Genomic DNA, 25,923 nt, shown 5'->3' with positions numbered 1-25,923 from the left:
ATGTCTCCTCTCATATCAAACAGATCGTATGTTCCTATTTATTTTCATTTTATCATAGCCTTGGCACACTCAGCCTTAAATCCCGCAAAAATGGTTGAAACGTCCTTCTTACCTGCACTCATCTGTAAGTCCAAGGTCTTATATGCCCGTACAAGTATGAACATTCTCTCCCGGTCTAATTATAGAATGAAGCGCTCACTCTGCACCCACAATATCAGTTAGACATATGTATCCGATTATATTTATTAACTAGCAAACTGCATAGAAAAGGCACTACAATCTTATAAACATTTAGACATAGGCTTTAATCACATCTCATAAAAGTAAAATTGTAAAAAGGAGCTGTCCCAAAAGGGTACCGACGGAAAAGCCTTCAAAACCACCGCTAAAGTGGGTTTGAAGGCTTCTCTCTTGCTTGAACTCCTGTCTAAAGTGGGGCTGAAAAATCATAACATGACTTTTGGGACAGCCCCTTCATCCGTTATTTCTTTCGTTCTTATTTGACAGCAGGTCATAACATCATTACACGTTAAACTTCGAACATGGCTATATCGCTACTTACATTCTGCGTCCGCAAGAAGAAGAATACAGCTCGTACCATTCATATCGCGTCAGTTCAACCTGAGTCGCGTCGCGGCAAGCGAGAATCCGCTCCGGGCGAATCGAACCAATGACTGGCTGAATCCCGGCCGGATGTTTCATTAGCCAAGCCAACACAATGGCTTCTCTCGTGACACCACGCTCTTTGGCAATCCGACCCACCAGTTCTGCCGTTGCTTCGATCTCAGACCGCTGCCCGTCGATGATCCTTCCTGTAAATCTGCCTTGTGCGAGAGGGCCCCAGGCTTGCAGCTGAATATGCTCTGCCTGACAGAATTCCATCGTACCGTATGGAAAAACATTATCTTTTGCCTGTGCACGGTTAACAGTCACACCAGCTTCTACAAAACCAATCTTATCAAGGCTCATCTCCAGCTGATTAACGATGAATGGCACACGACTGTACATCTGAAGCAAGCGGATCTGTTCCGAGCCCATATTGGACACGCCGAAGTGCCTTACTTTGCCAGCCTGATGAAGTTTAGCCAGTGCTTCTCCAATCTCCTGCGGGTGGGCGAGCGGGTCAGGACGGTGCAGTAGCAGAATATCCAGGTAATCTGTGCCGAGCCTGGATAAAATGCCGTCAACACTCTCTACAATATGTGCACCTGATGTATCATAGCGCTGTGGGCCTTCATCATCGCCTACCAGCCGAATTCCGCATTTCGATTGAATAATGATCTGTTCACGAAGTCCATGCCTATCAGATAATATGCGCCCAAATACATGCTCCGCTTTACCACGTGTATAGATATCTGCAAGATCATAATGAGTAATCCCGATCTCCAGTGCGGACTCTACCGCTTGACGGCCTTCGACCACCAAATCTTCGGTAATGGGTTGTCCGTCCCATTCTCCACCAAAACGCATGCACCCCAGAACAATCGGACTCGCGGTAATCTGATGATAATGCAAAGGCAACTGCCTATATGACATTCCCTCATTCACCTCGTTTTTTTATTTTGCGAACGTATTCTTTACACTCTCTCTTGTCTTCTTGAGTCTCCCGCTATATTCCTGCATCACTCGCATTTTTATCGTCTCGAAACAAGGTTTTGAACCTTCACTTATGGAATATATAGAAAGCGACATATCTTACAGCCATAGGAGAGGAGATTACACATTTGAATCCGAATGAATCTAACAAATCCAATGAGACATCAAGCACTGATTTTTTCACAGCATCATTTACGCAGAATCCTTATCCGGTATATGAGAAATTAAGAAAAGATGCTCCACTCTTCAAAGTCATGTTCCCTCAAGGAGAGTTTGGCTGGATGATTACCCGATATGAGGACGCTGTTCAGATTTTGAAAGATTCTCGTTTTAGCAAAGATATGGTTAAGCGCTACGGGTCAGAAGGTCAGAGTATATTTTCCAGTAACATGCTGTTCTCCGATCCACCCGATCACCGTCGTTTGCGGGGCTTGGTACAAAAGGCTTTTACACCAAAACTTGTCGAAGATATGAGAAACCATATCCAGAGCATTGCGGATAATCTGCTGAACAATTTGCCTTCACAGGAAACGATGAATCTCATTGATGACTTTGCCTTTCCGCTGCCCATTATTGTCATTAGTGAAATTCTCGGAGTTCCGCTGGAGGATCGTGACAAATTCCGCATGTGGTCCAACACCTTCATTGATGCATCTACTGCCAAGAATACAGAACTTTTACTGCAACATAAACAGGAATTCATTGAATATCTGACTGACTGGTTTGCCAAAGTGCGCAAGGAACCCGGACAAGATCTGATCAGTCAGCTTGTCATAGCTGAAGAGTCCGGTGAGCAGTTAACTGAAAGAGAATTACTTAGTGTTGTCTCTTTGCTTATTATAGCGGGACATGAAACTACTGTTAATCTCATTGGTAACGGTATGCTAGCCCTGTTAGAGCATCCGGAACAACGTAATTTGTTAATTCAGCAGCCTGAGCTTATCCATCAAGCCATTGAAGAAATGCTGCGATATAACGGCCCGGTTGAATTCAGCACCTCACGCTGGGCTTCAGAGGATATGGAATTCCGCGGGCAGCAGATTGCTAAGGGTGAACTTGTCGTTGTTGCACTGGATTCAGCCAATCGGGATGAAGAGCAATTTAAAGACCCGGATGTGTTTGACATTACACGTGAGAAAAGTGCTCATCTCGCTTTTGGCAAAGGTATTCATCTCTGCCTCGGTGCGCCGCTCGCCCGTCTTGAAGGCGAGATTGCCGTAAGCACACTGTTGAATCGTTTTCCAAACATGAGATTGCAAAACGATGTCGATACATTAGAATGGAGACCAGGCATGATCGTTCGCGGCGTCAAAGAAATTCCGGTGCAACTGAAATGAGCAATTTCTTATTTGTCGTGTTCCTGTTGATTATTCCGATTTTGTGGTCAAAGCTCAGTAAACTGCAACGTCAGATGGATGAATTAAAAACAGAGGTGGAGCAACTTCGAAACGGCACATCCCCCGAAGCGAATCGCTTTGTTCTCAATCATTCATCTTTTTCTAATGATTCTGCATCGTTCTCTTCTTTTGCAGGTGCAAGCTCTACTGCTCAGAGTGAGTTAAATAATGAGTTAGATCAGGAACTGCTTGCCATGGTACACAGAGGAAACAAAATTCAGGCGATAAAAAAGCTGCGTGAAGCCCGCAGCCTCTCTCTAAAAGAAGCGAAGGATTATGTCGAAGCACTGGATAGGTAGAAGTATGATTCCGTTTTGACCATGATCTTCTGCTAGAGGTAGTGTCGTGTTGTAAAATAGCTCTTGAGCTGATTAGTCGTAAGGCAGCAAGAGGGACTGTGCGGATTATCCACACAGTCCCTCTTTTTCATGCTCTATTTTAAAATGTATGGATCTACCTTCTTACTGAGCAGTAACAGCGCCATCAATCGGATACACAGCTCCGTTAATGTACGGCGCTTCGTCTCCAAGCAGGAAGGAAACCAGATTGGCAATCTCTTCCGGCTTGCCCAAACGTCCGGATGGAATGCTATTTACCGTAGCCTGGAAAACTTCCGGATTATCTTTGCCAAATTGAACAACCATCGGTGTCTCAATGGTACCCGGCGCAATTGCGTTTACGCGAATGTTTTCCTTGCCATATTCAATCGCGGCTGTACGTGTCAAACCAACAACACTGTGTTTGGTTGCTGCATACGGAGCTACTGCAGGAACACCTACAATCCCAGCGGTAGAAGCCGTATTTACAATGGAACCGCCACCCGTTTTGAGCATTTCAGTAATAACATATTTTAATCCATAAAATACACTTCGCAAATTAATATCGATGATTTGGTCAAATTGCTCGATTGTATGTTCAATTAATTTGACGCCTGGGCCCGCAATACCCGCATTGTTGAAGAACAGATCAATCCGGCCAAACTCTTCGACTGTCTTCTTCACATAATTCTCTACCTCAGCGGCTTTACTCACATCGGCCTGAACAAAAATAGCTTTGCTTCCCAGCTGTTCAATCTGTCTCACCGTCTCAAGACCTGTCTTTTCGATCAGATCAACAACAACGATAGAAGCACCTTTCTCAGCCAATTTCAGCGCTGCGGCTTGACCTAATCCACTTCCTGCTCCCGTAATGATGGCTACTTTTCCTGCGTGACTCATGATGATCTCCTCCAATTATGTGCCATTTGTGATTGCACCTATTCATTCCCCGGTTTCTTATGGATGAACTATGTAAGTCAGAAGGATAGGATACCTTCCTGACTTTACCTATTCTAAACAACCATTCACTTAAAAACAAACCAAAATGATATTGATCTATACGATTGATACGATGTTCGCCTAAACAATACGATCCGAAACTAGTCCAGCTCCCAATCATAAGCCTGGCGCCCGTACCAACTTGCTCTACCGAAGCAAATTCGTTTTTGCTAGCTCAATTAATTCATCGCCACGTCCGTTGAGGACGGCTTTCATCATCCATAGAGTGAATCCTTCAGCCTGTTTAATATTAATTTTCGGTGGCAGAGACAACTCCTGACGATTCACAACAACGTCGATCAACACCGGGCCGTTATGTTGCAAAGCACGCTCTATGGCTCCTTCAAGCTCCGCAGGATCTTCCACACGTATGCCCTCAATGCCCATCGCCTGTGCTACCATTGCAAAGTTTGGATTTACAAGCTCCGTCCCCGATTCGAGGAACCCAGCAGCTTTCATCTCCAATTCTACGAAACTCAGGGCGCCGTTATTAAACACTACCACGTTAACCGGAAGATTATGCTGTTTTAACGTGAGTAGATCCCCCATAAGCATCGCTAAACCGCCGTCTCCGGATAAAGAGATGACCTGTCGTCCGGGATTAGCAACCTGAGCACCAATCGCCTGTGGAAGTGCGTTTGCCATTGTTCCATGATTAAATGATCCCAGCAATCTTCGATTCCGGCTCATCTCAAGATAACGTGCCGCCCATACCGTTGGTGTACCCACATCACAGGTAAAGATCGCATTCTCAGCGGCGGCATCACTGATTACTTTGGTTAAGTACTGCGGATGAATTGGCTTTTTGCCTGGTTTGCCTACAGCCAGCTCGTCCAACTCTTCTCGTACTTTCGTGTAGCGCTTCACACTTTTACGCAAATGCTTATCACTATGCTCAGCTGTCAGGTATGGAAGTAATGCTTCAATGGTCGCCTTGATGTCGCCGCATACGCCATAATCCAGCTTGGTGCGCCGGCCCAGATGTGAGGTTTGAATATCCACTTGCAGCACCGTTGCATCTTCCGGGTAGAACTGACGATAAGGAAAATCCGTACCCAGCATGAGCAGCACGTCACAATCCATCATGGCATGGTATCCAGAAGAATATCCAATTAATCCCGTCAGTCCCACCGAGTAGGGGTTCTCGTATTCCAGGTATTCTTTACCTCGAAGCGCAATAACCATAGGGGATTTTAATCGGCCACACAGCTCCAGTAACTGTTCACGCGCCCCTGCACATCCGGCTCCGCACAAAAGAGTGATTTTTTTGTCTTCATTCAAATATTCTGCCAGCTTGGCAAGTTCCGGCTCCGAAGGATGTACTACCGGATGCGGGGCATGGTACACATGCTCGGGAACGGGCAGATCAGCTGCCTCAAGTCCAGCAACATCTCCCGGTAGCACAATGACAGACACACCCGAACGCGCTACTGCCGTTTGCATAGCCATCGTAACCGAACGTGGCATCTGCTTGGCTGTTGTAATCACTTCACAATAATGACTGCATTCCTGGAACAAATACTCCGGATGAGTCGCCTGAAAATATTCACTGCCAATCTCATCACTCGGAATATGAGCAGCAATAGCCAGGACCGGCACACGATTTCGGTGACAATCGTAGAGTCCGTTAATCAGATGCATATTCCCCGGCCCACTGCTGCCAGCGCATACTGCGATGCTGCCACTCACTTGAGCATCTGCACCTGCGGCAAAAGCCGCCACTTCTTCATGACGTACATGAATCCATTCAATTTTTCCCGATTTGCGGATGGAGTCGAGGACCGCGTTCAAAGAGTCTCCAACAATGCCATATATTCGATGAATACCCGCGTTTAACAAGGCTTCAACTAGAACGTCTGCAATCGTTTTTTTCATGAGGCTTGGTCACTCCTTAATTACGTTATTTTGATTAGGTTTCCATCCCGTGAATATACCTATTCTTATACCCCAATTTTTTGAAAAACGAATCAACATCATATGTCAATCCAAGTATAAGGAAACCACCTCGTTATCATCTGATTCATAAAATAAAAATCCGTCTGCCCTTGAAGGCAAACGGATCAGTCCAAAAAACATCAATTTACAAATTATAAATTGCATCTGTTCCAAAGAGCATGTATTTCATAGTGTTTTTCATTCATTTGATTTAAAATACAACTCAGATTGCAGGCATGACATTGCCACCGCTTACAGGAATATATGCCCCAGTAATAAAAGAGGATAAGTCTGACGCCAAGAAAGCAACAGCGTTTGCAATCTCCTGATCTTCTCCCCTGCGTTTCAAAGGTACGGTCTGGGTGTATGCTGCATCATGCCCAGGTTCGCTGCTTCGATCCCGTTCACTGATCGTCCAGCCTGGAGCAACCTGGTTGACCGTAATCTGATATTCGCCGACTTCCTTGGCTAACACACGATACACACCATCCATGCCGCGTTTACCAGCAGTATAGGCAGATTGATGGGCAAAGTTCTGCATCGCACATTCCGTATTAATTCCGATAAAACGGCCTGATCTCATATCCTGCATGTACGGAATAAAAGCTTTCGCAAGATATACGCTCTGCATGACACAAGATTCAAACTGACTCAAGTAATCTTCAGGGGCTTGCTCCAGCACCGTCGTCCACTCGTATTGAATGACTGCATTCGCAACGACAATGTCTACTCCGCCCAGCTTGCTCTGGATTTCATCCCGGATCCGAAATGCGGCATCCTGTTTGGTGATGTCACCTTGCACAATAACAACCCGACGACCCAGTGTTTCGATCTCGTCCTGTAGTTGTGTGGCCTTCGTCTCATTGTTTATGTAATGCAGTGCCAGATTTGCGCCGCAAGCAGCAAGTGTACGAGCAATAACTCTTCCCAATTGACCGGTTGCCCCTGTCACTAAAGCCGTTTTTCCTGCCAGATCCAATTGCATGGCCGAAATGACCTCCTTTTGAACTCCACCACAAGCGGAAAACGCTTTCGATCATCTACATTTACTTCTCATTTCATATCCATTTTAGAATGATGATGCTTTCCAATCCTCTAGCCTTACTTTTACATCATTATTCGCCACCGTATTGCACAAGATCAATTTCCTGAAAACGGCTGACTTCCTTCTCCCAGCGTTCTGCAACATATTGACGGTGCACGGGATGATCATTGTAAGCATCATAGGCAGCCTGATCCGCAAATTCCATGGAGAAGCTATAATCAAACTCGTTTTTTGCACTCACCTGCCGCAGTACCTGAAATGTTTCGACACCTGTAATAGCCGCAAGCGCTTCCTTACTTTCTTTCAAAAAAACCTCGGCTTCCGTTGTATCTTTGCCTGCATAAAGCGAAAACGTTACCATATGTGTTATTCTGCTCATCTCTGTTTCCTCCTCCACTATGTTCAAACTCTGTACTCTAGTTTACAACTGAATATGTTGAAAGCGCAATATTTGGTTGATCTGCTTCCTAAACGAAGGACGATCAGACGCAAAAAACCCCCGGAATCATCTTCCGGGGGTTTCTCCTCATCTATAAGAGAACTAGTTTTTGAGGTTGTATTTACGGTTAAACTTATCAACACGTCCACCGATGTCCACGTTTCTTTGTTTACCAGTGAAGAACGGGTGGGATGCAGAGCTAGTGTCCACACGAATCACTGGGTATGTGTTACCATCTTCCCATTCCATTGTTTCGTTCGAGAACTTAGTGGAAGAAGCAACGAATTTGAAGTCAGCACTTGCATCGTAAAAAATAACGAGCTGTGTCTTAGGATGGATGTCAACTTTTGGCATAATCTATTTACACTCCTTTAATATGGGTACTCCCTAGAATCAAACTAAACTTTATTATACTCTTTTTTTGCGCGAAGTACCAGCAAGATTTGATGAAAAGACAAAAAAAATATAATTCGTGCGATTGGGTATCTGATCCATCATTAAGCTGGCCCTTTTTCCAGTACATACAGCATGTACTCGAGCGCCTCCAATTCATCCCTTCCCTTGGTCTGTAATCGGACAATACTGCCGTTTCGAAGCGGTAGCAGTGCCATACCGAGCAGGCTCTTCACATCTACACGATGCTCATGTTCAGACTCCGTATAAGACAATAATATATCCGACGCAAAACGTGACGCTTGAGAAGATACCGACAACAGCTCATCCCGATGAAAATCCGCGTGAATCATAAACTCATGTGTTCTCACAACCTTCAGTTCCTTTCGCTCCATTATGAACACCTGTAAACGTGTGTTTTCATTTATATATTAAAATCAACATGAATTATACCATGTGCTGGCAGGTTGTCTATGCCTTTCATACGGAAAATAAAAATTTTCTGTCTATCCCCGAAAAAAGCCCCGTACACATCTGTGTACAGGACTCCATCCAATTTCTTTTACATGCCGTTCGGATAAACCATTACTTTCAAACTGCCACTTTTATTGTGAAGCGCCCGCTCCATGGCTTGCTGTGTCTCTTCAAGTGTATATCGATCCGTGATCAAAGACATTACATTATGCTGTCCGGAGCTCAAAAATGCGATCCCCGCAGGATATGTGTTGGCGTAACGGAATATACCGTAGATATCCACTTCATTATCCGCAATAAACGGCACATTGATGGCAATCTCATCCTGTGCAGGCAACCCAACAATGGCCAGTTTGCCTCCCCTGCGTAGAGAGTAGAGAGCGGATTGTAGCGCTTTGGGGTTCCCAGCTGTCTCCCATGCCGTATCCACCCCGATACCACCGGTGATTTCCCGGATAACAGCTAGGGCATCCTCATGACGCACATTGATGGTATGTGTTGCTCCCATCCGGCGCGCGGCCTCAAGCCGCACTTCCTCTAGATCCGTTACAATAATCGTCTGTACTCCGAAGGATTTGGCAGCTGCAACAGCCATCAGTCCGACGGGCCCCATGCCCATGATGGCCAGAGTAATACCCGGTGCCAGCTTACTGCGGCGTGCTGCATGAATACCAACCGAGAAGGGTTCATTCATTGCTGCTTCCTCATAGGTCAGATGATCGGGGATTGGAAACACCATGTCTTCTCGTATGACCATGTATTGCACAAATGCCCCGTCGACTGGAGGGGTCGCCAGGAATTGAACTTCCGGGCACAGATTGTAACGTCCTTCCTTACAAGCTGTACAGTGACCACATGTCACCCCAGGTTCAACAGCAACTCGATCTCCTACTTTCAGCCTGGAGACATCTGTTCCCACGGCCGCAACAACACCTGCACATTCATGACCTAAAATAATCGGTTTCTCCACAATAAACCTGCCAATGCGACCATGCTCGAAATAGTGTACATCTGATCCACAAACGCCTACGGCCATCACTTTTACAAGTACTTCATTAGCTGAGGGTCTAGGGACAGGCTGTTCCTCAATGTTGATATGTCCTGGCTCTGTCATTACAGCAGCCTTCATCATCTCAGGTAGTTCGAGTTGACTCATATGCATTCTCCTCCTTGTGCTTGTCAGTGCTGTCTCTTGGTTCAAAGAAAACGTTGCGTACTTCGTACATTATCGTTATCTGTCAGATGATCGCTCATGGATCATTTCCCCAAATCAAACCAATCAATGTTATAACTTCGCATTCAATGAAATTCAATGAATACTAATCGATTAATAGATGGTTCTTGCCTGTTCATCCTGAATCCCGCTCTTGCGATAAAAATACGTGTTAATTATATCCCGCCATTCCTTTGCATGTTCCACCTGTTCCTCCTGCAACGCTGCAACCTTGTTAAAGATGTCCGGATCCACTCTGCCCTCCAGCTCTCTCCAAGTTTCGGCTAATGCTTCAGCCTGTGCAACACCTTCGAAATGAGTATCGTAGATGTGCTGAATGACTGTCTTACCAGAGTGCAACACATGTGTATACGGAACGTGATGGAAAAAGAGAATTAACTCATCGGGACAAGTTTCCAACGATTCATAACGAGCAGCATTTTCCGGATGATATTGGGAAGTGTACCCTGTACCACTCTTCACCGTCCGATCAACCCCAATTCCATGACAGTCGGCAAAGTGATACGTTCCCCATTTGGAATACTCATAACCGTCTACATTAGGTCCATAATGGTGATCCGGATTCACCATCCAGCCTACACCAAGAGGGGCTGTATAGTTTTCATAGATATCCAGCGAAGACAGCAACATGCCCGTAATCCGCTCCACAACCTGTTCATCATGTCCAAACGTTAACCTTACCCACTCATCTGCAATGGTTTCTGCCGAAAGTTCAGGATTCCACCCGAGTCTGCCGTATCCGTATAGATTGGCTTGGGCCAGCGGATGTCCCGTCCAACTTGCATCAGCACCGATATTAGACACAGCTGCAAATCCACTGTATGGACGCTGATAGAGCGAACCGTCTGCGATGCGTTTGATCTCTGAGCCTTTACCTTTGGCGTAGGTGTCAAAATCCAGAATTTCCTTCCATTGTGGCACCAGGTAAGCTAAATGACGCTGCTGCCCCGTATATTCCTGTGTAATCTGAAATTCGATGACTTGGTTTGTATTCTCCATTGCTCCGAATAAAGGAGATACCGCTTCCCTTACCTGAAAATCCATAGGTCCATTTTTGATCTGCAAAATGACATTGTCGGCAAATCGTCCGTCCAACGGCTTAAAATGATCATACGCCGCGCGTGCCCGATCTGTGGAACGATCCCGCCAGTCCTGCTTGCAGTTGTATACAAAGCAGCGCCAGATAACAAGTCCACCGAATGGACGGAGGGCTTCAGCCAACATATTTGCACCATCAGCATGGTCACGGTTATACGTGAACGGCCCCGGACGATTTTCAGAATCGGCCTTGATCAGATATCCGCCAAAATCCGGAATTGCAGCATATACCTTCGCGGTTTGAATGTTCCACCACTCCCGTACCTGTTGATCCAGCGGATCAGCCGTCTGTAGACCACCAACTTCGATTGGACTGGCATAATTGGCACAAAGGAATAAACGAACACCGTATGCTCTGAATTCAGCGGCTACCTTGGCAACATCGCCCAGATAGCGTTCTGTTAGAAACAAGCTCTCTTGTTTATGGACATTCACATTATTAATAGATATCGCATTAATACCCGTTGAAGCGAGTAATCGAGCATAGTCTCGAATTCGTCCTAAATCTTGTGTAAACTCACCGTTTTCGTAAAAAATAGAACGCCCGGCATATCCCCGCTCAATACTGCCGTCCACATTATCCCACTGATTAATCATGCGCAGTTGATTCACGGGCTGCTCTGTAATCAAAATCTGCTTCTCCCCGTCAATCGTCGAATCCGCCTGATCCGTCCCTCTTTGCTTCAGCGTCAGTTCCCGAAGCAAATGAAAGACAGCATACAGGACACCTTGCGGCGTCTCTGAACCAATAACCAGTTCACGAAGAGATTCATCTTCACGAACGATAAAACCTTCACCCTGTACAGCAGCACGTTCCGTCTCGGTAAACGTACTAGTCACCAGACTGTTGCCTGCCCAAGTGCCCAACCGGATGGAAGGTTTACGTTGTTCGTCTGTTTCAGTACTCTGGGTCTGAGAGTGGCTAATAACGGGTTGTTCTCCATATAACATGCTAAGCCCTTGCGTAAGCTCAGCAAGTGCTGTGTCGATGACTGGATGCTTTTCCTGTACATCAATCTGCTGGCTCCAGAGAGGAATTGCCGTTCTTACAACCCCGTTCACTCCTGGCAATGCTGTATGATAACCTAGCCATGCTTCATACTGCGGACCGGATAGTCCGGATTGAACAATAGTTTTACTCATTGTACAGCCTCCTTGCTTGCATAGATCTGTGCAAGACGATTATTCTTGCCTTCAAGCAACCATAGAATTGAAGTTACGCCACGTGGATAATATTTGCTGCCCACGGCAACACCGGATAAAATCTGGTCACTCCAGCACCAGTAGGATTCCTCCGGATGAAGTAGCCATTTCACATGAGCTGCATCCGCTGCTTTTGTCTCATCCCACTCCACACCCAAAATCTCACGGGTGATAAATTGGGACAGATAGATTTTACTCAACCAGGAGTTGTTACTTGTCGAAGATAGCTTCCAGCCACCATCTTCAAACAGGCATGTTCCAGGAACAAGCACCGTTTTCAGATGTGTGTGCAGCGCCTTTATATATGATCCGAACCGGCCGTTAACGTCCAGTGCTGCTTCACAGCCTGTAAAATACGGGAATACCAGGCCTTCGATGGCCGGAATGATTCGTGAGTCGTTATTTTCTGCGATAACTGCCGGGATGTAACCACCATCTGTCAATTGAGCAGCAATGCTTGCCGCGCAGCGATCGGCTTGTTTTCCAGCCTGATGGGATAGGTCTGCCAGTTTCTCAACTGCAAACAGTTTCTCGAGTGCAACATAGACAGCCCAACACTTCCCAGCAAGATAGATGTTGTTCCGTGACTGTCCAAGAGATACGTCCAGACTATCGTAGGTTGTAATCTCTGCCCCGCCTTGTGTCCGGCTGCTATCCAGCCCCATCAAACCGTTACGTTGATCTTCTTCGGGATGATCGCGGTGAAGCATACTTTGGAAACATTCCTGTATCACTGGCAACATCTCTTTAATAAATTCCTGGTCCTTCGTCTGCTCAATATATACCGTTGCACAGCAGAGCCAGTTCACCAGCTCTTCATGGCTCATCTGCGAGAAACAGTCATCGATGCCGACGAGTTCATATGCCGAGTGACCTGGGCGAGAAAATACATTGGCAATACCAATATCGTGGGTAAATGTGATGCCCCCTGGATATAACTTTTCTTCCCCTGGAAAACGAACCTCATCGGTATAGCTATAACGCTTCACGAACCACTCCAGCTCATTACGCACAGTCCACGGATTAAGCGCAAGCTCGAAGTATAGTTGGTCTGCGGTCAGATCCAGTGTGTTCATCATGCGATATTCCCCTTCATTCACAATCCAGAGCGGCTCTCCATCCGCATCGAGCAATTGTGTACTGGCATAGTAGCTGTGGATGGAATGGGCGAGCATAAAGGACTGATCTTCGCTCAGCGCTGCTGTTCCAAGACGCCGATCCACTTCGGCACAGGATGCAGTCAATACATCAAAACGATTCAGCGCATACTCGCCTGCCTGCAGAATGTCAGCAAAGTAACGTGTATACCAATATGTTGTATCCATTCCGGTAGTTACAATGCCGCCGCGATAGAAACAAACTGCGAATTGGAACGTACGTTTCTCACCTGCAGGTACTTCCATCAGCAACACAGAGGTTGATCCTAAACCAAATGCCAGATTATCCCGATGTTTTTCCTCCAAAATTTTCTCCAACGTGAATCCGCGTGCAGGCCACAGACCTTCATTTTTGGACACAATGGCTGTTAAACGACCTTGTCCAATCCCTGTCAATGATCCGCCCTCTGGTCCGCCAATCAAACGCATCGCAGAATAGGGGTCACTGCCTTGATAGCCGAAGTAACCTTTACGTGTCTTATCGCCTTGAGTATTGTCAATCGTCATCTCAACCAATACCGCTGGCACAAGAGCATCCATGAGTGCTTCACGGTCTGCACTCTCTGGATGTGGAACGGGACGTACAGGGGAATAGATACGGAATTCAAGATCCCCTGCGTTCCACGTATCTGTGCCTGAGCTGAACTCCCGAGTGATGTCTTCATCCATGAATGCCGAAATCAATGGCTTAGTCGCTGCGCCATCAGCTTGCTTTCCGTTCTCCAGCTTCTCTACATCATAACGGCTGCTCTCATCTTCACTTGCTTCATAAAAAGGCAACGCCTGATAGTGCTCTCCATCACGAGCCTGTAATCCAATATATACGTTCTGGTCGGCTGGCTTGCCAAGTTCAAGACCTAGCCCGCCTTTAGCCCCTTTGTAACCTAGCGTGAAACTGGCAAATGCACCGATTGGCGCATGATGCGCGTTGTAAAAAATGGCTCTGGATGTACTCAACCTTTATAACCCCTCTCGGAATAAGAAATGCATACGTTTTCATTAGCCCCATCCTACCATGCACTGCTCGTCCAGACCATGAACAAATCAATCGAATATTTACCCAAATCGAGCTGATGTATGATAAAATATAAAGCGGTTACACTTTTCAATTTTTAAGTAAATCATTCTGAGTATGTACATAAACCCGACTGACATAAGGAGGAATTCGAATGTCTTCCACGTATTTACCTCCCGATCTGGGAGAAAGTGTGCATGAAGTTTTTTACCCAGATGTGCAAACCACTGTGAACCTGTTTGCCATTCATCTACGCAGTGTTGGAACCAACTGGGACTACCCGGCGCACGAGCACCCTCAATATGAACTCAATTATGTAACAAAGGGTGTTCAATATATGACGATAAACGGTACTTTATACGTACAAAATGCTGGCGAACTGCTGTTGATCCCTCCGGGAAGTGTACATTCCAGTCAAAGCCGAAACGGGCAGGGTTTCACTTATTTTTGTATGCATTTTGACATCGACGATCAGTTGTTTCTCTCCCTCCTGGCTCGAATCAAACAGATTTTGTTCAGTGCTGACAGTCCAGTTACTCAGCAGATTGAACCGGTGCTGCACAAACTGATGTCCTCTGCTCACGATCAATCCGCCAGTGCCATGGTACAGCGTATGCAACTACAATCAGCGGTGTTTGAACTATTCGGGCATCTGTGGGAGACCGTTTCGCAGGAAGCGGCACAGACGTTTACAGATGGATACGAGCGGATTGAACTGGCACATCAGATTCGTACTCGTTTACAAGGGCTAATGAGCCAGCAATTCAAACAAGGCGATGAATCCGACAGCCACTATGGGATCGATGATATCGCTGCTGAACTCGGCATCAGTACTTCGCATTGCAATCGTGTGTTCAAACAAGTATTCGGGCAGTCACCTCGGACCGTTTTATCCCAAATGGTGCTGCACGAGGCCAAAGTTCTGTTAGGAAACCCACAGCTCTCTGTGCAAAATATCGCGGTGATGCTCGGGTATAAGGATATTGCCCATTTCAGCCGTCAATTCAAACGGTGGTCCGGGATGTCTCCATCCCGTTATAGACAGGAACAGCCTGTTCTGGAGTGATGTCCAGCAACAGGCTGTTTTTAGTTGAAGGTTAGGAATTTAGGAATTTAGGAATTTAGGAATTTAGGAATTTAGGAGTTTAGGCTTTTAGACTTTTATCAGACGTTCACGGCAACATTTGATATATGCAATCTTTCACTTCAACAGACGTTTGATCAGCGAAAGTTTATTATTATAAGGCGGGTACAGCATATGTGGATTAAGCTTGGTACTTTTTTTCAGAACACTTTTCATATGAGAAAAGGTTTCGAAGCTGTACCGTCCATGGTACGAGCCAATTCCGGAATGACCTACGCCTCCAAACGGCAACCGAGGGTTAGCGACATGAGTGATCGTATCGTTAATACAACCTCCGCCAAAAGAAACCTCGGTTAACACTCTATCCTGAACCGCTGGATCGGACGTGAACAAATACAAAGCGAGCGGCTTTGGACGTTTAATAATTTCTGCAATGACTTCATCCAGATGCCCATAACTGATGATCGGCAAAATCGGTCCGAAAATCTCATCTTCCATTGTAGCTGCATTCCATGAGTCCACATCAATTAAGGTCGGCTCGATAAAGCGATCCTCCTCATCCGAAGTCCCTCCATAGATCACCTGATCCCGATCTCGTTCAATAAGCGTGGTGAGTCGTTTGAAATGTGACTTGTTCACGATGCGTCCATAATCCCAGTTATGCTGAATGTCCGTTCCAAAAAAGGTTACAATAGCTGCTTTCAACGCATCAATCAAGGGTTGTTTCACACGCTCATGTACCAGGAGGTAATCGGGTGCAATACAGGTCTGGCCTGTGTTGAGTAACTTACCCCAAATAATACGCTCTGCCGCAACTTGAATATCCGCCTGTTCATCTACAATGACAGGACTTTTCCCTCCAAGTTCGAGCGTGACAGGAACAAGGTTTTTCGCGGCAGCCTCCATCACAATTTTGCCCACGGGTACACTGCCTGTAAAAAAGATATAGTCGAACGGCGCATGAATAAGTGCTGTCGTTGTGTCTTTCGCCCCTTCAACCACCTGTACATATTCCGGCTCGAATACTTCCTCAATCAACTCCCGTATAACAGCCGATACGGCAGGTGTGTTCTCGGACGCTTTAAGCACCGCTGTATTCCCTGCGGCAATCGCACCAACCAGAGGTTCAATGAGAAGCTGAAATGGATAATTAAACGGCCCAATAATAAGAACTGCACCGTAAGGCTCAGGAATGATATAACTTTTGGAACCAAGAAGCGCCAATTGTGTTCTGACCTTGACAGGTTTCACCCACTTTTTGATTTTGCGCATCGTGTGTGTGATGCTGTCGAGCATAAATCCGATTTCTGTCGTGTAGGATTCAAATTCACTTTTGCCTAAATCTTGATACATCGCCTCCGTCAGTCTGGATTCATACTTCTGTATAGCCTGTTTTAGTCTGGACAATCGCTCTATTCGCACTTCAGCTGAACGCGTAACACCCGAACGAAAAAAGGTACGTTGCTTCTCCAGGATTACATTCACATCTTTAAGGGTTAGCTCCTGAAATGTTGTCATGATAGTTATACTCCTTCTTAATTAGTTTACCGATGAAAGGTTTAAACTGACGAACCTATAGGACACATGCCTTGGCATGTTATTTTTCTTTGCTTGTCGTTACTCAACTTACTATAAATATTGTAGACCAGTACTTTAAGTCGATACCTTACATAAGCATCCTTGCGTTAACATCCGCTGATTAACTTAAAGACATTCCTCTTCGAGTGCAGCGACCAGCTGTTTCAGCAGATCAACGGAACCATGCAACGAAGCTGAATAATAACGTTGTGTGCCCTTCTGTTCTACGGAGATGAGTCCCTTCTCCAGCAGCAACTTCAAATGATGGGATATGGCTGGACGGGAGAGGCTGGACTGTTCCGTAATTTCATTCACGGTCATTTGCCCTTTCTCACTCAGCATAAGCAAAATGGACTGACGATGGTTGTCGCTCAGCACCTGAAATAACGGGATACAGGTTTGGAAAATCGTGATCGCTTTCTGGCTCATAATATACACCTCAATGTTCAATCTACATTCTCTTCGGTCACTATCATTTTCTATATTCTTTATCATTCTATAAACTCTATATATATTTCCATTCGTTTAAACATTTAAACCTATAGGAAGAATTGTACCTCCTTATATCTCAAATTTCAAGCTAACCGGCTCAAAATATGTAATTCATGAAAATAAAACGCTTCCAACCTACCATACTTGTATGGTAGTATATCAATGAAGGAGTTGAAGTTGTGGATCATACCCCCAAGTTATCATCCAAAGCCGGGTTGTCGCCCTTATCAAATCATTTGTCTGCGCTGAACAAGCAATCCTACTCGACGCGAGATTTGGTGTATGACACGCTGAAACAACAGATTTTAAGTCTGCAGTTGCCTCCAGGCACAGCCATTTCGGAGAAAGAAATCGCGCTGGATTTCCAGATTAGCCGGACTCCTGTGCGCGAAAGTTTTGTCCGTTTGGCTCAGGAAGGTCTGTTGGAAGTGTACCCGCAGCGCGGTACGTATGTCTCCCTCATTCAAGTCGATCTGGTCGAAGAAGCCAGATTTATGCGCGAGCAGCTTGAACGAGCCGTCATTCGTCTAGCTTGTGCACACTTTCCAGAGGAGCAGATGTCTGCCCTTGAACATAATCTTACACAGCAGCAACAATGCCAGAACGAACCGGATGATGGACGCATGTTTCAACTGGATGAGGAGTTCCATAGCACTCTTTTTGCAGGCTGTAATAAAAGCAAAACCTGGACCGTGATTCAGCAGATGAATGTGCACTTGAACCGAAGCCGGATGCTTCGTCTGTCTTCGGATCATCACTGGGATCACTTGATTGAGCAACACCGATCCATGGTTCAGGCGATTCAGCAGCAAGATGCAGAGAAAGCAGAACGTCTGATGCAGGATCATTTGCATTTGACTGTAACAGATCTGGCTGTTCTGCGGAGTACATATCCTTCCTACTTTCAATAATTAGGAATGACTGCTTTTCACATCGTAATGCATACTGTTGCTTCCACTAATTAGGATGAGGTGAATGGGATGAAGATGGTTTTTCGCTGGTTTGGCGAAGGCAATGACACGGTATCGCTGGATCAGATCCGGCAAATCCCCGGCGTCGAAGGCATTGTATGGGCATTGCATGATGTTCCTGCAGGCGATGAGTGGCCGATGGACAAAATACTCGCTGTTAAGGCAGCTGCGGACAAAGCCGGGCTGCATCTGGATGTGGTAGAAAGTGTTAATATTCATGAAGATATCAAGCTTGGCTTGCCTTCCCGGGACAAGTATATTAGCAATTACATTAAAACCATGGAGAAACTTGCCCAAGTGGGGGTCAAGGTGATCTGTTATAATTTTATGCCGATCTTCGACTGGCTGCGTACCGACCTGCACAAAGAAATGGAGGACGGATCAACAGCTCTCTTCTATGAGGCCAGCAAAATTGAGAACATTGAACCACTTGAACTGGTTCGCAAAATCAATGAAAACTCCACCCTGACAATGCCAGGTTGGGAACCAGAACGACTGCAGTATTTGACAGGCTTGTTTGAAGCCTACAAAGATGTGAGTGAGGAAGATATGTGGGATAATGCACGTTACTTCCTGCAAGAGATCATCCCTGCCGCCGAGCGCCTTGGCATTCGTATGGCTATCCATCCGGATGATCCACCATGGCCGATCTTTGGACTACCTAAAATTATTATCAATCAGGACAACGTCCGCAGATATCTGAATCTGTATGATAGTCCGTCGAATAGTGTGACCCTGTGCAGCGGCTCTCTGGGGGCGAACCCGGACAACGATATCATCGGTATGATTCATGAATTCAAAGATCGGATTCCATTTGCTCATATCCGTAATGTGAAGGTCTATGAGAATGGTGACTTTATCGAAACTTCTCACCGCAGTCAGGACGGAAGTGTAGATATCGCAGGGGTTGTAGAAGCCTATCATCATATTGGTTTTGAAGGATACGCAAGACCCGACCACGGACGGCATTTGTGGGGAGAAGAATGCAGACCAGGTTACGGGCTGTATGATCGCGCACTCGGTATTATGTATCTCTGGGGTGTCTGGGATTCACTGCAAAGGAGGGCAAACGCATGAGCGAACATAATTCGAACCTGAATCTGGAACGTACTTCTCGCCTTGAAGGCAAAACAGCCGTCATTACCGGAGGGGCAGGCGTATTATGCCGCTCTATGGCTGAAGAACTCGCAAGGCACGGCGCCAAGGTGGCCATCCTGAACCGGACGGTATCCAAAGGTCAAGACGTTGCAACCGCGATTGAAAAAGCCGGAGGTCGTGCCATTGCCGTTGCATGTGATGTGACCCAGGCCGAAAGTGTACAGGCAGCAGCCGATATCGTTCGTGAGCAACTCGGCCCATGTGACATATTGATTAACGGTGCAGGCGGTAATAACGCCAGTGCCAATACAACGAATGAAATTTTTAAACCGGAGGATTTGGGTAATCCGGATGTGACCACCTTTTTTGATGTCAGTGTAGAGGGGTTTCGGCAGGTCATGGATCTGAACTTTGTCGGCTCCCTTATCCCGACTCAAATTTTTGCCAAACACATGATTGAGCGTGATGTACTGGCTACGGTCATCAATATATCGTCCATGAGTGCCCCATCTCCCATGACTAAAGTGCCTGCGTACAGTGCTGCCAAAGCTGCCATTAACAATTTTACACAGTGGCTTGCCGTGCATCTGGCGGAGTCCGGGATTCGAGTCAACGCGATTGCTCCAGGCTTCTTCCTGACTGAGCAAAATCGTAATCTGCTTCTACAAGCAGATGGCTCACCTACAGAGCGCTCCAGCAAAATTATTGCGCATACCCCAATGCGCCGTTTTGGTAAACCGGAGGATCTGCTCGGTACGTTAATGTGGCTGGCAGATGAGCATCAGTCCGGCTTCGTGACTGGCATTGTTGTGCCTGTAGACGGCGGATTCATGGCCTATTCCGGCGTATAGCCTTCTTTTTGGACACCTCGATTGTCTGGAACAGATTCACAATCAAACCGAACCTCGTGATATGCTCACGGGCTTCGGTTTTTTTGGCGTTGATTTGACGTTCAGCCAGTAAGGAATAAGTTGGAACGTTGTGGGCAAGGATTGTGGAGGTAAAGGATGGTGATAGATATATGATGGAGGAAACCACAGTCGTTGCGGTTCGAGCGATTATCGCTTTTCTTACCTTAATGATCTATACGAGAGTATTAGGAAAACAACAGATGGGCAACCTGACCTATTTCGATTATATAAACGGTATTACGATTGGCTCCATTGCAGGTACATTTGCAACGGATTTGTCATCTAAAGCGTGGATTCATTTTGTCGCGTTAACCATCTTCACCTTAATCACCATCATCTTTCAATACATTACGCTGAAAAGCCGCGCCTTCTCCCAACTCATGGACTCGGATCCCACTCTTGTCATTCAGAACGGCAAAATTCTGGAACAAAATCTGAATCAAATGCGAGTGAAGTTCGATGAACTCACCATGATGCTGCGACAAAAGGATGTGTTTGACCTGACCACGGTCGATTATGGCATTTTGGAACCGGACGGCACTCTCTCCATTGCTCTAAGAGCAGAGAATCAGCCCGTTACTGCAAAGGATATGCACATGCACCCGCCACCTCAGAAGCTCATGACCGAGCTTATTATCGACGGGGAACTGATTAAGGAAAAATTGGCAGAACGAAATAAAGACGGCCGCTGGTTAACAGAGCAATTGAAATCACAAAACCTGACGATTCAGGACATTGCATTTGCAGCCATTTTACCGAATGACAAGTTATACATCGATTTGTACAAAGATAAGTTATCCAACAAGATGGGTACAGATGAGGAAAAAAATGACGATAATTAATTGCAGTCCATTACAAACAATCTGACCAAACTTGTCCCTGGAGGTGCTGAAATGAAATGAAAAAGCATAAATGGCTGATCTATACGCTTCCTATCCTCATTCTGTTGCTTTTTATCACGATCATGGTTAGCGGCCCTTGGCTAAAAAAACCTTTTGGCACGCAGGATCGGTTACTTGAATCTGTCCAAATGCTGGAGAAACAGGTTCAGGACAAACAGTGGGTACCAGCCAAAGCTCAGGTCGAGTATGCTATGCAAGCTTGGGATCGGATCGTTAACCGCATTCAATACAGCGTAGAACGTGAGAGCATTTATGATATTCTGGGCGCACTTGCACGAATTCAAGGCGGCATTGCGGCGAAGGATGATCAGGCGATCATGGAGGAGATTTATTATTTTTATGCGTTATGGGATAATCTCGGGGACTAACTACAAATTAGCTAAACGTAGCTTCACGAGGTATACATCGATGCAAACTCCTACCGGAAAAATTAAAAAGCACCTCCTTTTCAAAAAAGGAAGTGCTCTTCGCTCATCAACCATAACCTAATTCATGTCTCGCTCTTATGCTCTGTTCAACCCACGGGACTTTGGCTTTGATGAACTTGCCGTGCCTTCTTTGCGGAAGAAAAGTGCGAGCGCGCCTTTTGCACACCATAAGGCAAACAAGGCAAACAACGTACCCCAGAAAAGTGCTGGCATGAACGTCTGTTGTGCCAGATTAGCCGCGTCTCCAGCCTGAGATGGGCGAATCCAGGATGTCCAACCGATATACATCGCACTGACCACCGACTCCTCCAGCGTTATGAAGGCGAGTAACAGATAGTAGTACTTGGCAATCTTCACACCAAAAATCATAATAACTACATTCAACGCGATAAACCCGGTCAACCACAACATACCGAATTCACCTCTGACATATAAAAGCAGCGATACAAGGGCGACTGCCGTCATGATTCCCAGGCCCCACGTGTGCCGACCTTTACGGTACAAGTAAAACAGTAGCCATGCAAAAAGTGATGCACCAATGTACCCTGCCAGCGAAACAAAAATCGCTCTTCCCGATGTCAGCATAGACGAATACGTTACACCGCTATGATCCGCGTATAATTCAATGCGCAGCACTTTGCCAGACAAAACCAGCGTCATTAGCGCATGAGCGAATTCATGAATCATCGTATCCAAATTACGAAACAAAGACGAGAACGGGATAAACCGGGTTAGAAATACAGAGGCCATAAGAAAAAGTATCGTTTTGAGCCACTTGTTCAATCTATTCAGACCTCCTTGCCTTCAAGTAGCGAGCTTATCCATTATATTACGTCAGGCTTCCCTACTTCGTTTCGTCTTTTGAAGTCAAGAGCGCACTGTTCAATCCACCAGCAGAAGCTTCGATTGTGTCCAATGAAAAAAGAGGATAGATCATATCGCCCCCGCCCTTTCTCATAAGTAACCATAAGTCGATTTCGCATCCGCACCATTGCATCGTTCACAAACTGCTCTGCCGCTTGGCTTTGAATGAGCGTTACATAGGCATATAGGGAATGATCGACAGGTTCATCCAGGGGGCTGACCCCGGCACATGAAAACTCCGTCCGCACCCCTGCTTCCTGCAGCAGGCTCAGTGTACGAACCAGTTCTGCATCGACTTCTACCCCATTCCATATCGCCGTCCGTTTGGGTGACACGGTTCGTTTGTCCCGTTCTGTCCAGTGCAGGAGTTCCTGTTTCCGTCTTCTCCACAGACGGGTAGGCTGTTCACTTAACAGCACTTCCTGTTCTTCATTTCCTTCATATAAATTCATCTTGTTCCTCCTGGTCTGCATATCCGATCATCTCAAACGAAAGAGAGCACATCACTGTGCTCTCTGCTTCGCAAAAGGCAAAGGAACAGGTTACGTTCATTCCTCAGCATGTTGTTATATTGTACCTTTTTCGGTGAAAAGCATCAAATGACAATCATCGTTTCTACTCGTTCAACGCCAGCTTCAACGCTTCCAGATTCTCTCTCATCACACGGATGTAATCTTTGCCTGCCTTAACCTCATCTTCGGTCAGACCTTCAATCGGATTTAACACGGCTGTCTTGGCACCAATCTCTTGTGCAATGGTCTCGGACACTTTGGATGAAACGAGGGTTTCGAAAAAGATCGTTTTCACTTTGTGTTCCTTAGCAAAATCAATGACCGACGCCATCTGCGCTGCGGATGGTTCCTGTTCAGGAGACAACCCGGCAATTGGAACCTGCTGCAAACCATATTCTTCTGCCAAATAGGCAAAAGCCGCGTGCTGTGTAATGAAGTCCTTACGTTTGCTGTTCTTCACAGCCACCCTGAAATCCTGATCGAGTGCTTCCAGCTTGGCGATATATGCATCTGCGTTTTGCTTGAACTGATCTGCATGCTGAGGTGCCGCTTTCGCAAGTCCTGCTTCAATGTTACGCACTTCCTTGATAGCCAGTGCCGGGGACAACCACACATGAGGATCAAGTCCGCCATGATCGTGGTCATGCTCTTCCCCTGCGGCGGCATCGTCATGGTCGTGCCCTTCCTTCGCAGTAGCATTATCCGCATGATCATGCTCTTCAGTGGTTGTTGCTTTGTCGGCATGATCATGCTCCTCTTCTTCGCCGCCCTTGTGGATCGTAATCCCTTGACTGGCTTCTACCTGCACAAGTTTACTATTGCTCAGGCTGTCTTTGACCTGATCCATCCAGGATTCCATACCTGCCCCGTTGTAGACGAGAACGTCTGCTTTTTCAATACTGGCAATGTCCTGAGGCGTTGGTTCCCAGTCATGCGGCTCCATAGCTGGCGGAATAAGGGTATGTACATCGGCCAGATCACCCGCCACGTTTTTGGTAAATTCATACATCGGATAAAAACTGACCTCTACATTCAACTTTTGTTCTGAAGTCGCCGGAGTTGATGCAGCTGCAGCCTGATCTGAATTGGATGCCGTTGTCTTTTGACCGCAGCCAGTTGCAACAAGTGCCAAACTGAACATAAGTCCCAGCGCGGAAGTTTTGCCAAATTTCATCGTATGATTTCCCCATTTCATCTTTATGTGTTGCTTTTTGAATGAATATATAACGTTGCTGTCTGCTGTTGTTTTACTGCGCGATGACGCTTACGGTTGTATAGTGAAATCAACTTTTGAGCCGATATTCCAGTCAACAGGAAAAGTAACAAGATGAGCGCAATCGTTCCTCCCGGAGGTGTATTCCACTGATACGAAGCGGTGAGACCGCTAAAAATGCCCGTCAAACCTGTAATGACAGCAATAACAATGGCTGCGGCAAAACTGCGTGCAACTCTCAAAGCTAATGCTGCCGGTAACACGATTAGTGCAGATACAAGCAGTACACCTACAATTGGCATCGCAGAGGCCACAGTCATTCCGGTTAGTATCGCAAAGGCAAAGGATAATCCTCTGACCTGAACGCCTCCAATGGAAGCCGTCTCTTCATCAAATGTCAAATTGTACAACGGTCTTCGCAGAACGATAAAAAAGGTCAATCCGATTAAACATACCACGGCCATCATCCACAGCTGGATATTACTCACCGCGACGATGGAACCAAACAGATAAGAACTGAAGGTTTTGGACAGATTCATTTTCAGACTCATTAACACAACAGCCAGAGCCAGGCCTGAGGTCATAATGATCGCAACAGGCACCTCACTGTATGTGCGATAACTTCGCCTTAGCTGCTCCACCAAGAGTGCACCAATGATCGCAACAGCGAAACCGCTTAGAACCGGATTCAGATTCATGACGGAACCCAGAGCAACACCTGCCAGCGAAACGTGAGAAAGTGTATCCGCCATCAGTACCTGCCGTCTGAGCATCAGATATACACCCAGAATGGGTGCAATGATCCCAATTAGCCCTCCTGCCCAGAAAGCACGTTGCATGAATTCGTACTCAAACACTGCCATTCCTCACTTTCTTGTCGCTCCAAAGTGATCGTTCGATCAAGCCGGCTACCCACCTCTTCCAGACCATGTGTAACCATAATGATGGTGAGACCATGAACATCTGCATAGTGACGCATCAAGTCATAAAACCCTTCTCTACTGCGCCGATCCATACCGGTGGTGGGTTCATCCAGCACAAGCACTTGAGGCTGTCCAGCCAAGGCACGTGCGATACAGATCCGCTGCTTCTGTCCGCCCGATAGCTCCCCTACACGTGCATTGCGGTATTCCCACATGCCAACCTCACGCAGGCTTCGTTCAACAATGGCCTCTTTGTCCGAGGTGAATCTTCGAAAAAGGCCCAGCTTATGATAACATCCGGATCGCACCAGTTCGATGACCGTGCTGGGAAAACCACTATTAAACGAGGCGACTTGCTGAGGCACATAACCGATCTCCAGTTTTTTGCCTCGGAGCTGCTGTCTGTTCATATGTACCGAACCACTCCAGGGCTTCAAGAGCCCCAGTAGCAGTTTCAACATCGTTGTCTTCGCAGAGCCATTCGGCCCCGTGATACCAACAAATTCGCCCACATAAATATCCAGCGACAGCTGATCAATGACCGGCTCTTTGCCATATCCAAATACGACATCACGCATGGAAGATAAAATCATGGTGTTACCTCTTTCTTTTTTTCGTAAATATTACGATTTAGAAAAATCAAAT

At 46.3% G+C, this 25,923-nt stretch carries 25 protein-coding genes; 8 read left to right on the top strand and 17 right to left on the bottom strand.

Translation table 11 applies throughout. The features are described from left to right. Positions 1–558: 558 nt before the first annotated feature. The gene (locus ACR8BL_RS01450) at positions 559–1,536 is read right to left on the bottom strand and encodes an aldo/keto reductase (protein WP_434750962.1); all 978 of its coding nucleotides are present in this window, start codon (positions 1,534–1,536) and stop codon (positions 559–561) included. 188 nt (positions 1,537–1,724) lie between these two features. Between ACR8BL_RS01450 and ACR8BL_RS01445 the strand changes: the two genes are divergently transcribed. After that, complete coding sequence (locus tag ACR8BL_RS01445; protein WP_434750961.1) at positions 1,725–2,933, top strand: cytochrome P450 family protein; 1,209 nt, start codon at positions 1,725–1,727, stop codon at positions 2,931–2,933. Next, complete coding sequence (locus ACR8BL_RS01440; RefSeq protein ID WP_434750960.1) at positions 2,930–3,292, top strand: ribosomal protein L7/L12; 363 nt, start codon at positions 2,930–2,932, stop codon at positions 3,290–3,292. The genes ACR8BL_RS01445 and ACR8BL_RS01440 overlap by 4 nt, the downstream gene beginning before the upstream one ends. A 162-nt stretch (positions 3,293–3,454) precedes the next feature. On the opposite strand, the gene ACR8BL_RS01435 is transcribed toward ACR8BL_RS01440, so the two are convergent. The 9 genes from ACR8BL_RS01435 to ACR8BL_RS01395 form a co-directional block, all read right to left on the bottom strand. Beyond that, positions 3,455–4,210: an SDR family NAD(P)-dependent oxidoreductase gene (locus ACR8BL_RS01435; protein ID WP_434750959.1), complete on the bottom strand. Its 756-nt coding sequence runs from the start codon at positions 4,208–4,210 to the stop codon at positions 3,455–3,457. Between the two features lie 246 nt (positions 4,211–4,456). After that, the gene (gene poxB / locus ACR8BL_RS01430; protein ID WP_434750958.1) at positions 4,457–6,184 is read right to left on the bottom strand and encodes a ubiquinone-dependent pyruvate dehydrogenase; all 1,728 of its coding nucleotides are present in this window, start codon (positions 6,182–6,184) and stop codon (positions 4,457–4,459) included. A 283-nt stretch (positions 6,185–6,467) separates the two neighbouring features. Next, entirely contained in the window at positions 6,468–7,229 is a 762-nt protein-coding gene (locus tag ACR8BL_RS01425) for an SDR family NAD(P)-dependent oxidoreductase (RefSeq protein ID WP_434750957.1), read from the bottom strand. Between the two features lie 130 nt (positions 7,230–7,359). Then, positions 7,360–7,668 carry a Dabb family protein gene (locus tag ACR8BL_RS01420; protein ID WP_434750956.1) on the bottom strand — a complete coding sequence of 103 codons (309 nt, stop codon included), beginning with the start codon at positions 7,666–7,668 and terminating at the stop codon, positions 7,360–7,362. Positions 7,669–7,830: 162 nt separating this feature from the next. After that, entirely contained in the window at positions 7,831–8,082 is a 252-nt protein-coding gene (locus ACR8BL_RS01415) for a type B 50S ribosomal protein L31 (protein ID WP_434750955.1), read from the bottom strand. A gap of 143 nt (positions 8,083–8,225) precedes the next feature. Then, a complete protein-coding gene (locus ACR8BL_RS01410; protein ID WP_434750954.1) occupies positions 8,226–8,516 on the bottom strand; it encodes an HPr family phosphocarrier protein in 291 nt (96 codons plus the stop codon). A gap of 167 nt (positions 8,517–8,683) precedes the next feature. Beyond that, a complete protein-coding gene (locus ACR8BL_RS01405; protein WP_434750953.1) occupies positions 8,684–9,757 on the bottom strand; it encodes an NAD(P)-dependent alcohol dehydrogenase in 1,074 nt (357 codons plus the stop codon). Between the two features lie 165 nt (positions 9,758–9,922). Further along, a complete protein-coding gene (locus ACR8BL_RS01400) occupies positions 9,923–12,070 on the bottom strand; it encodes an alpha-glucuronidase family glycosyl hydrolase (protein ID WP_434750952.1) in 2,148 nt (715 codons plus the stop codon). Then, a complete protein-coding gene (locus ACR8BL_RS01395; protein WP_434750951.1) occupies positions 12,067–14,244 on the bottom strand; it encodes a glycoside hydrolase family 52 protein in 2,178 nt (725 codons plus the stop codon). The genes ACR8BL_RS01400 and ACR8BL_RS01395 overlap by 4 nt, the downstream gene beginning before the upstream one ends. Positions 14,245–14,456: 212 nt before the next feature. On the opposite strand from ACR8BL_RS01395, the gene ACR8BL_RS01390 reads away from it, so the two are divergent. Further along, positions 14,457–15,368 carry a helix-turn-helix domain-containing protein gene (locus ACR8BL_RS01390; protein ID WP_434750950.1) on the top strand — a complete coding sequence of 304 codons (912 nt, stop codon included), beginning with the start codon at positions 14,457–14,459 and terminating at the stop codon, positions 15,366–15,368. Between the two features lie 135 nt (positions 15,369–15,503). Here ACR8BL_RS01390 and ACR8BL_RS01385 read toward each other — a convergent pair whose 3' ends face one another. Further along, positions 15,504–16,904 (bottom strand): aldehyde dehydrogenase, encoded by a 1,401-nt coding sequence (locus ACR8BL_RS01385; RefSeq protein WP_434750949.1) that lies wholly within the window; start codon positions 16,902–16,904, stop codon positions 15,504–15,506. 186 nt (positions 16,905–17,090) lie between these two features. Next, positions 17,091–17,393, bottom strand: a complete 303-nt coding sequence (locus ACR8BL_RS01380) for an ArsR/SmtB family transcription factor (protein ID WP_434750948.1) — start codon at positions 17,391–17,393, stop codon at positions 17,091–17,093. A 299-nt stretch (positions 17,394–17,692) separates the two neighbouring features. Here ACR8BL_RS01380 and ACR8BL_RS01375 point away from each other — a divergent pair, with 299 nt between their 5' ends. From ACR8BL_RS01375 to ACR8BL_RS01355, 5 genes are all read left to right on the top strand, one after another. Then, a complete protein-coding gene (locus ACR8BL_RS01375) occupies positions 17,693–18,367 on the top strand; it encodes a GntR family transcriptional regulator (protein WP_434752974.1) in 675 nt (224 codons plus the stop codon). Between the two features lie 69 nt (positions 18,368–18,436). Continuing rightward, positions 18,437–19,504 (top strand): mannonate dehydratase, encoded by a 1,068-nt coding sequence (gene uxuA / locus ACR8BL_RS01370; RefSeq protein WP_434756523.1) that lies wholly within the window; start codon positions 18,437–18,439, stop codon positions 19,502–19,504. Next, positions 19,501–20,376 (top strand): SDR family oxidoreductase, encoded by an 876-nt coding sequence (locus ACR8BL_RS01365; protein WP_434750946.1) that lies wholly within the window; start codon positions 19,501–19,503, stop codon positions 20,374–20,376. Before uxuA ends, ACR8BL_RS01365 begins: the two co-directional genes overlap by 4 nt. Positions 20,377–20,546: 170 nt before the next feature. Next, the gene (locus ACR8BL_RS01360; RefSeq protein WP_434750945.1) at positions 20,547–21,278 is read left to right on the top strand and encodes a DUF421 domain-containing protein; all 732 of its coding nucleotides are present in this window, start codon (positions 20,547–20,549) and stop codon (positions 21,276–21,278) included. A gap of 56 nt (positions 21,279–21,334) precedes the next feature. Further along, complete coding sequence (locus tag ACR8BL_RS01355; RefSeq protein ID WP_434750944.1) at positions 21,335–21,706, top strand: DUF4363 family protein; 372 nt, start codon at positions 21,335–21,337, stop codon at positions 21,704–21,706. Between the two features lie 135 nt (positions 21,707–21,841). Here ACR8BL_RS01355 and ACR8BL_RS01350 read toward each other — a convergent pair whose 3' ends face one another. The 5 genes from ACR8BL_RS01350 to ACR8BL_RS01330 form a co-directional block, all read right to left on the bottom strand. Continuing rightward, a complete protein-coding gene (locus ACR8BL_RS01350; protein WP_434750943.1) occupies positions 21,842–22,549 on the bottom strand; it encodes a M50 family metallopeptidase in 708 nt (235 codons plus the stop codon). A 41-nt stretch (positions 22,550–22,590) separates the two neighbouring features. Next, positions 22,591–23,082, bottom strand: coding sequence for a hypothetical protein (locus ACR8BL_RS01345; RefSeq protein WP_434750942.1), 492 nt, complete (start codon positions 23,080–23,082; stop codon positions 22,591–22,593). A 163-nt stretch (positions 23,083–23,245) separates the two neighbouring features. Next, on the bottom strand, positions 23,246–24,316 hold the full coding sequence (locus ACR8BL_RS01340; protein ID WP_434750941.1) for a metal ABC transporter substrate-binding protein: 1,071 nt from the start codon (positions 24,314–24,316) through the stop codon (positions 23,246–23,248). Positions 24,317–24,339: 23 nt separating this feature from the next. Next, the gene (locus ACR8BL_RS01335) at positions 24,340–25,218 is read right to left on the bottom strand and encodes a metal ABC transporter permease (RefSeq protein ID WP_434750940.1); all 879 of its coding nucleotides are present in this window, start codon (positions 25,216–25,218) and stop codon (positions 24,340–24,342) included. Next, positions 25,164–25,871: a metal ABC transporter ATP-binding protein gene (locus ACR8BL_RS01330; protein WP_434750939.1), complete on the bottom strand. Its 708-nt coding sequence runs from the start codon at positions 25,869–25,871 to the stop codon at positions 25,164–25,166. The genes ACR8BL_RS01335 and ACR8BL_RS01330 overlap by 55 nt, the downstream gene beginning before the upstream one ends. Positions 25,872–25,923 lie beyond the last annotated feature (52 nt).

Source organism: Paenibacillus amylolyticus (assembly GCF_051136285.1).
GTDB classification, from domain to species: Bacteria; Bacillota; Bacilli; order Paenibacillales; family Paenibacillaceae; genus Paenibacillus; species Paenibacillus amylolyticus_F.
The sequence above is the reverse complement of the archived record's forward strand: the minus strand, read 5'-3'. Positions and strand labels throughout refer to the sequence as shown.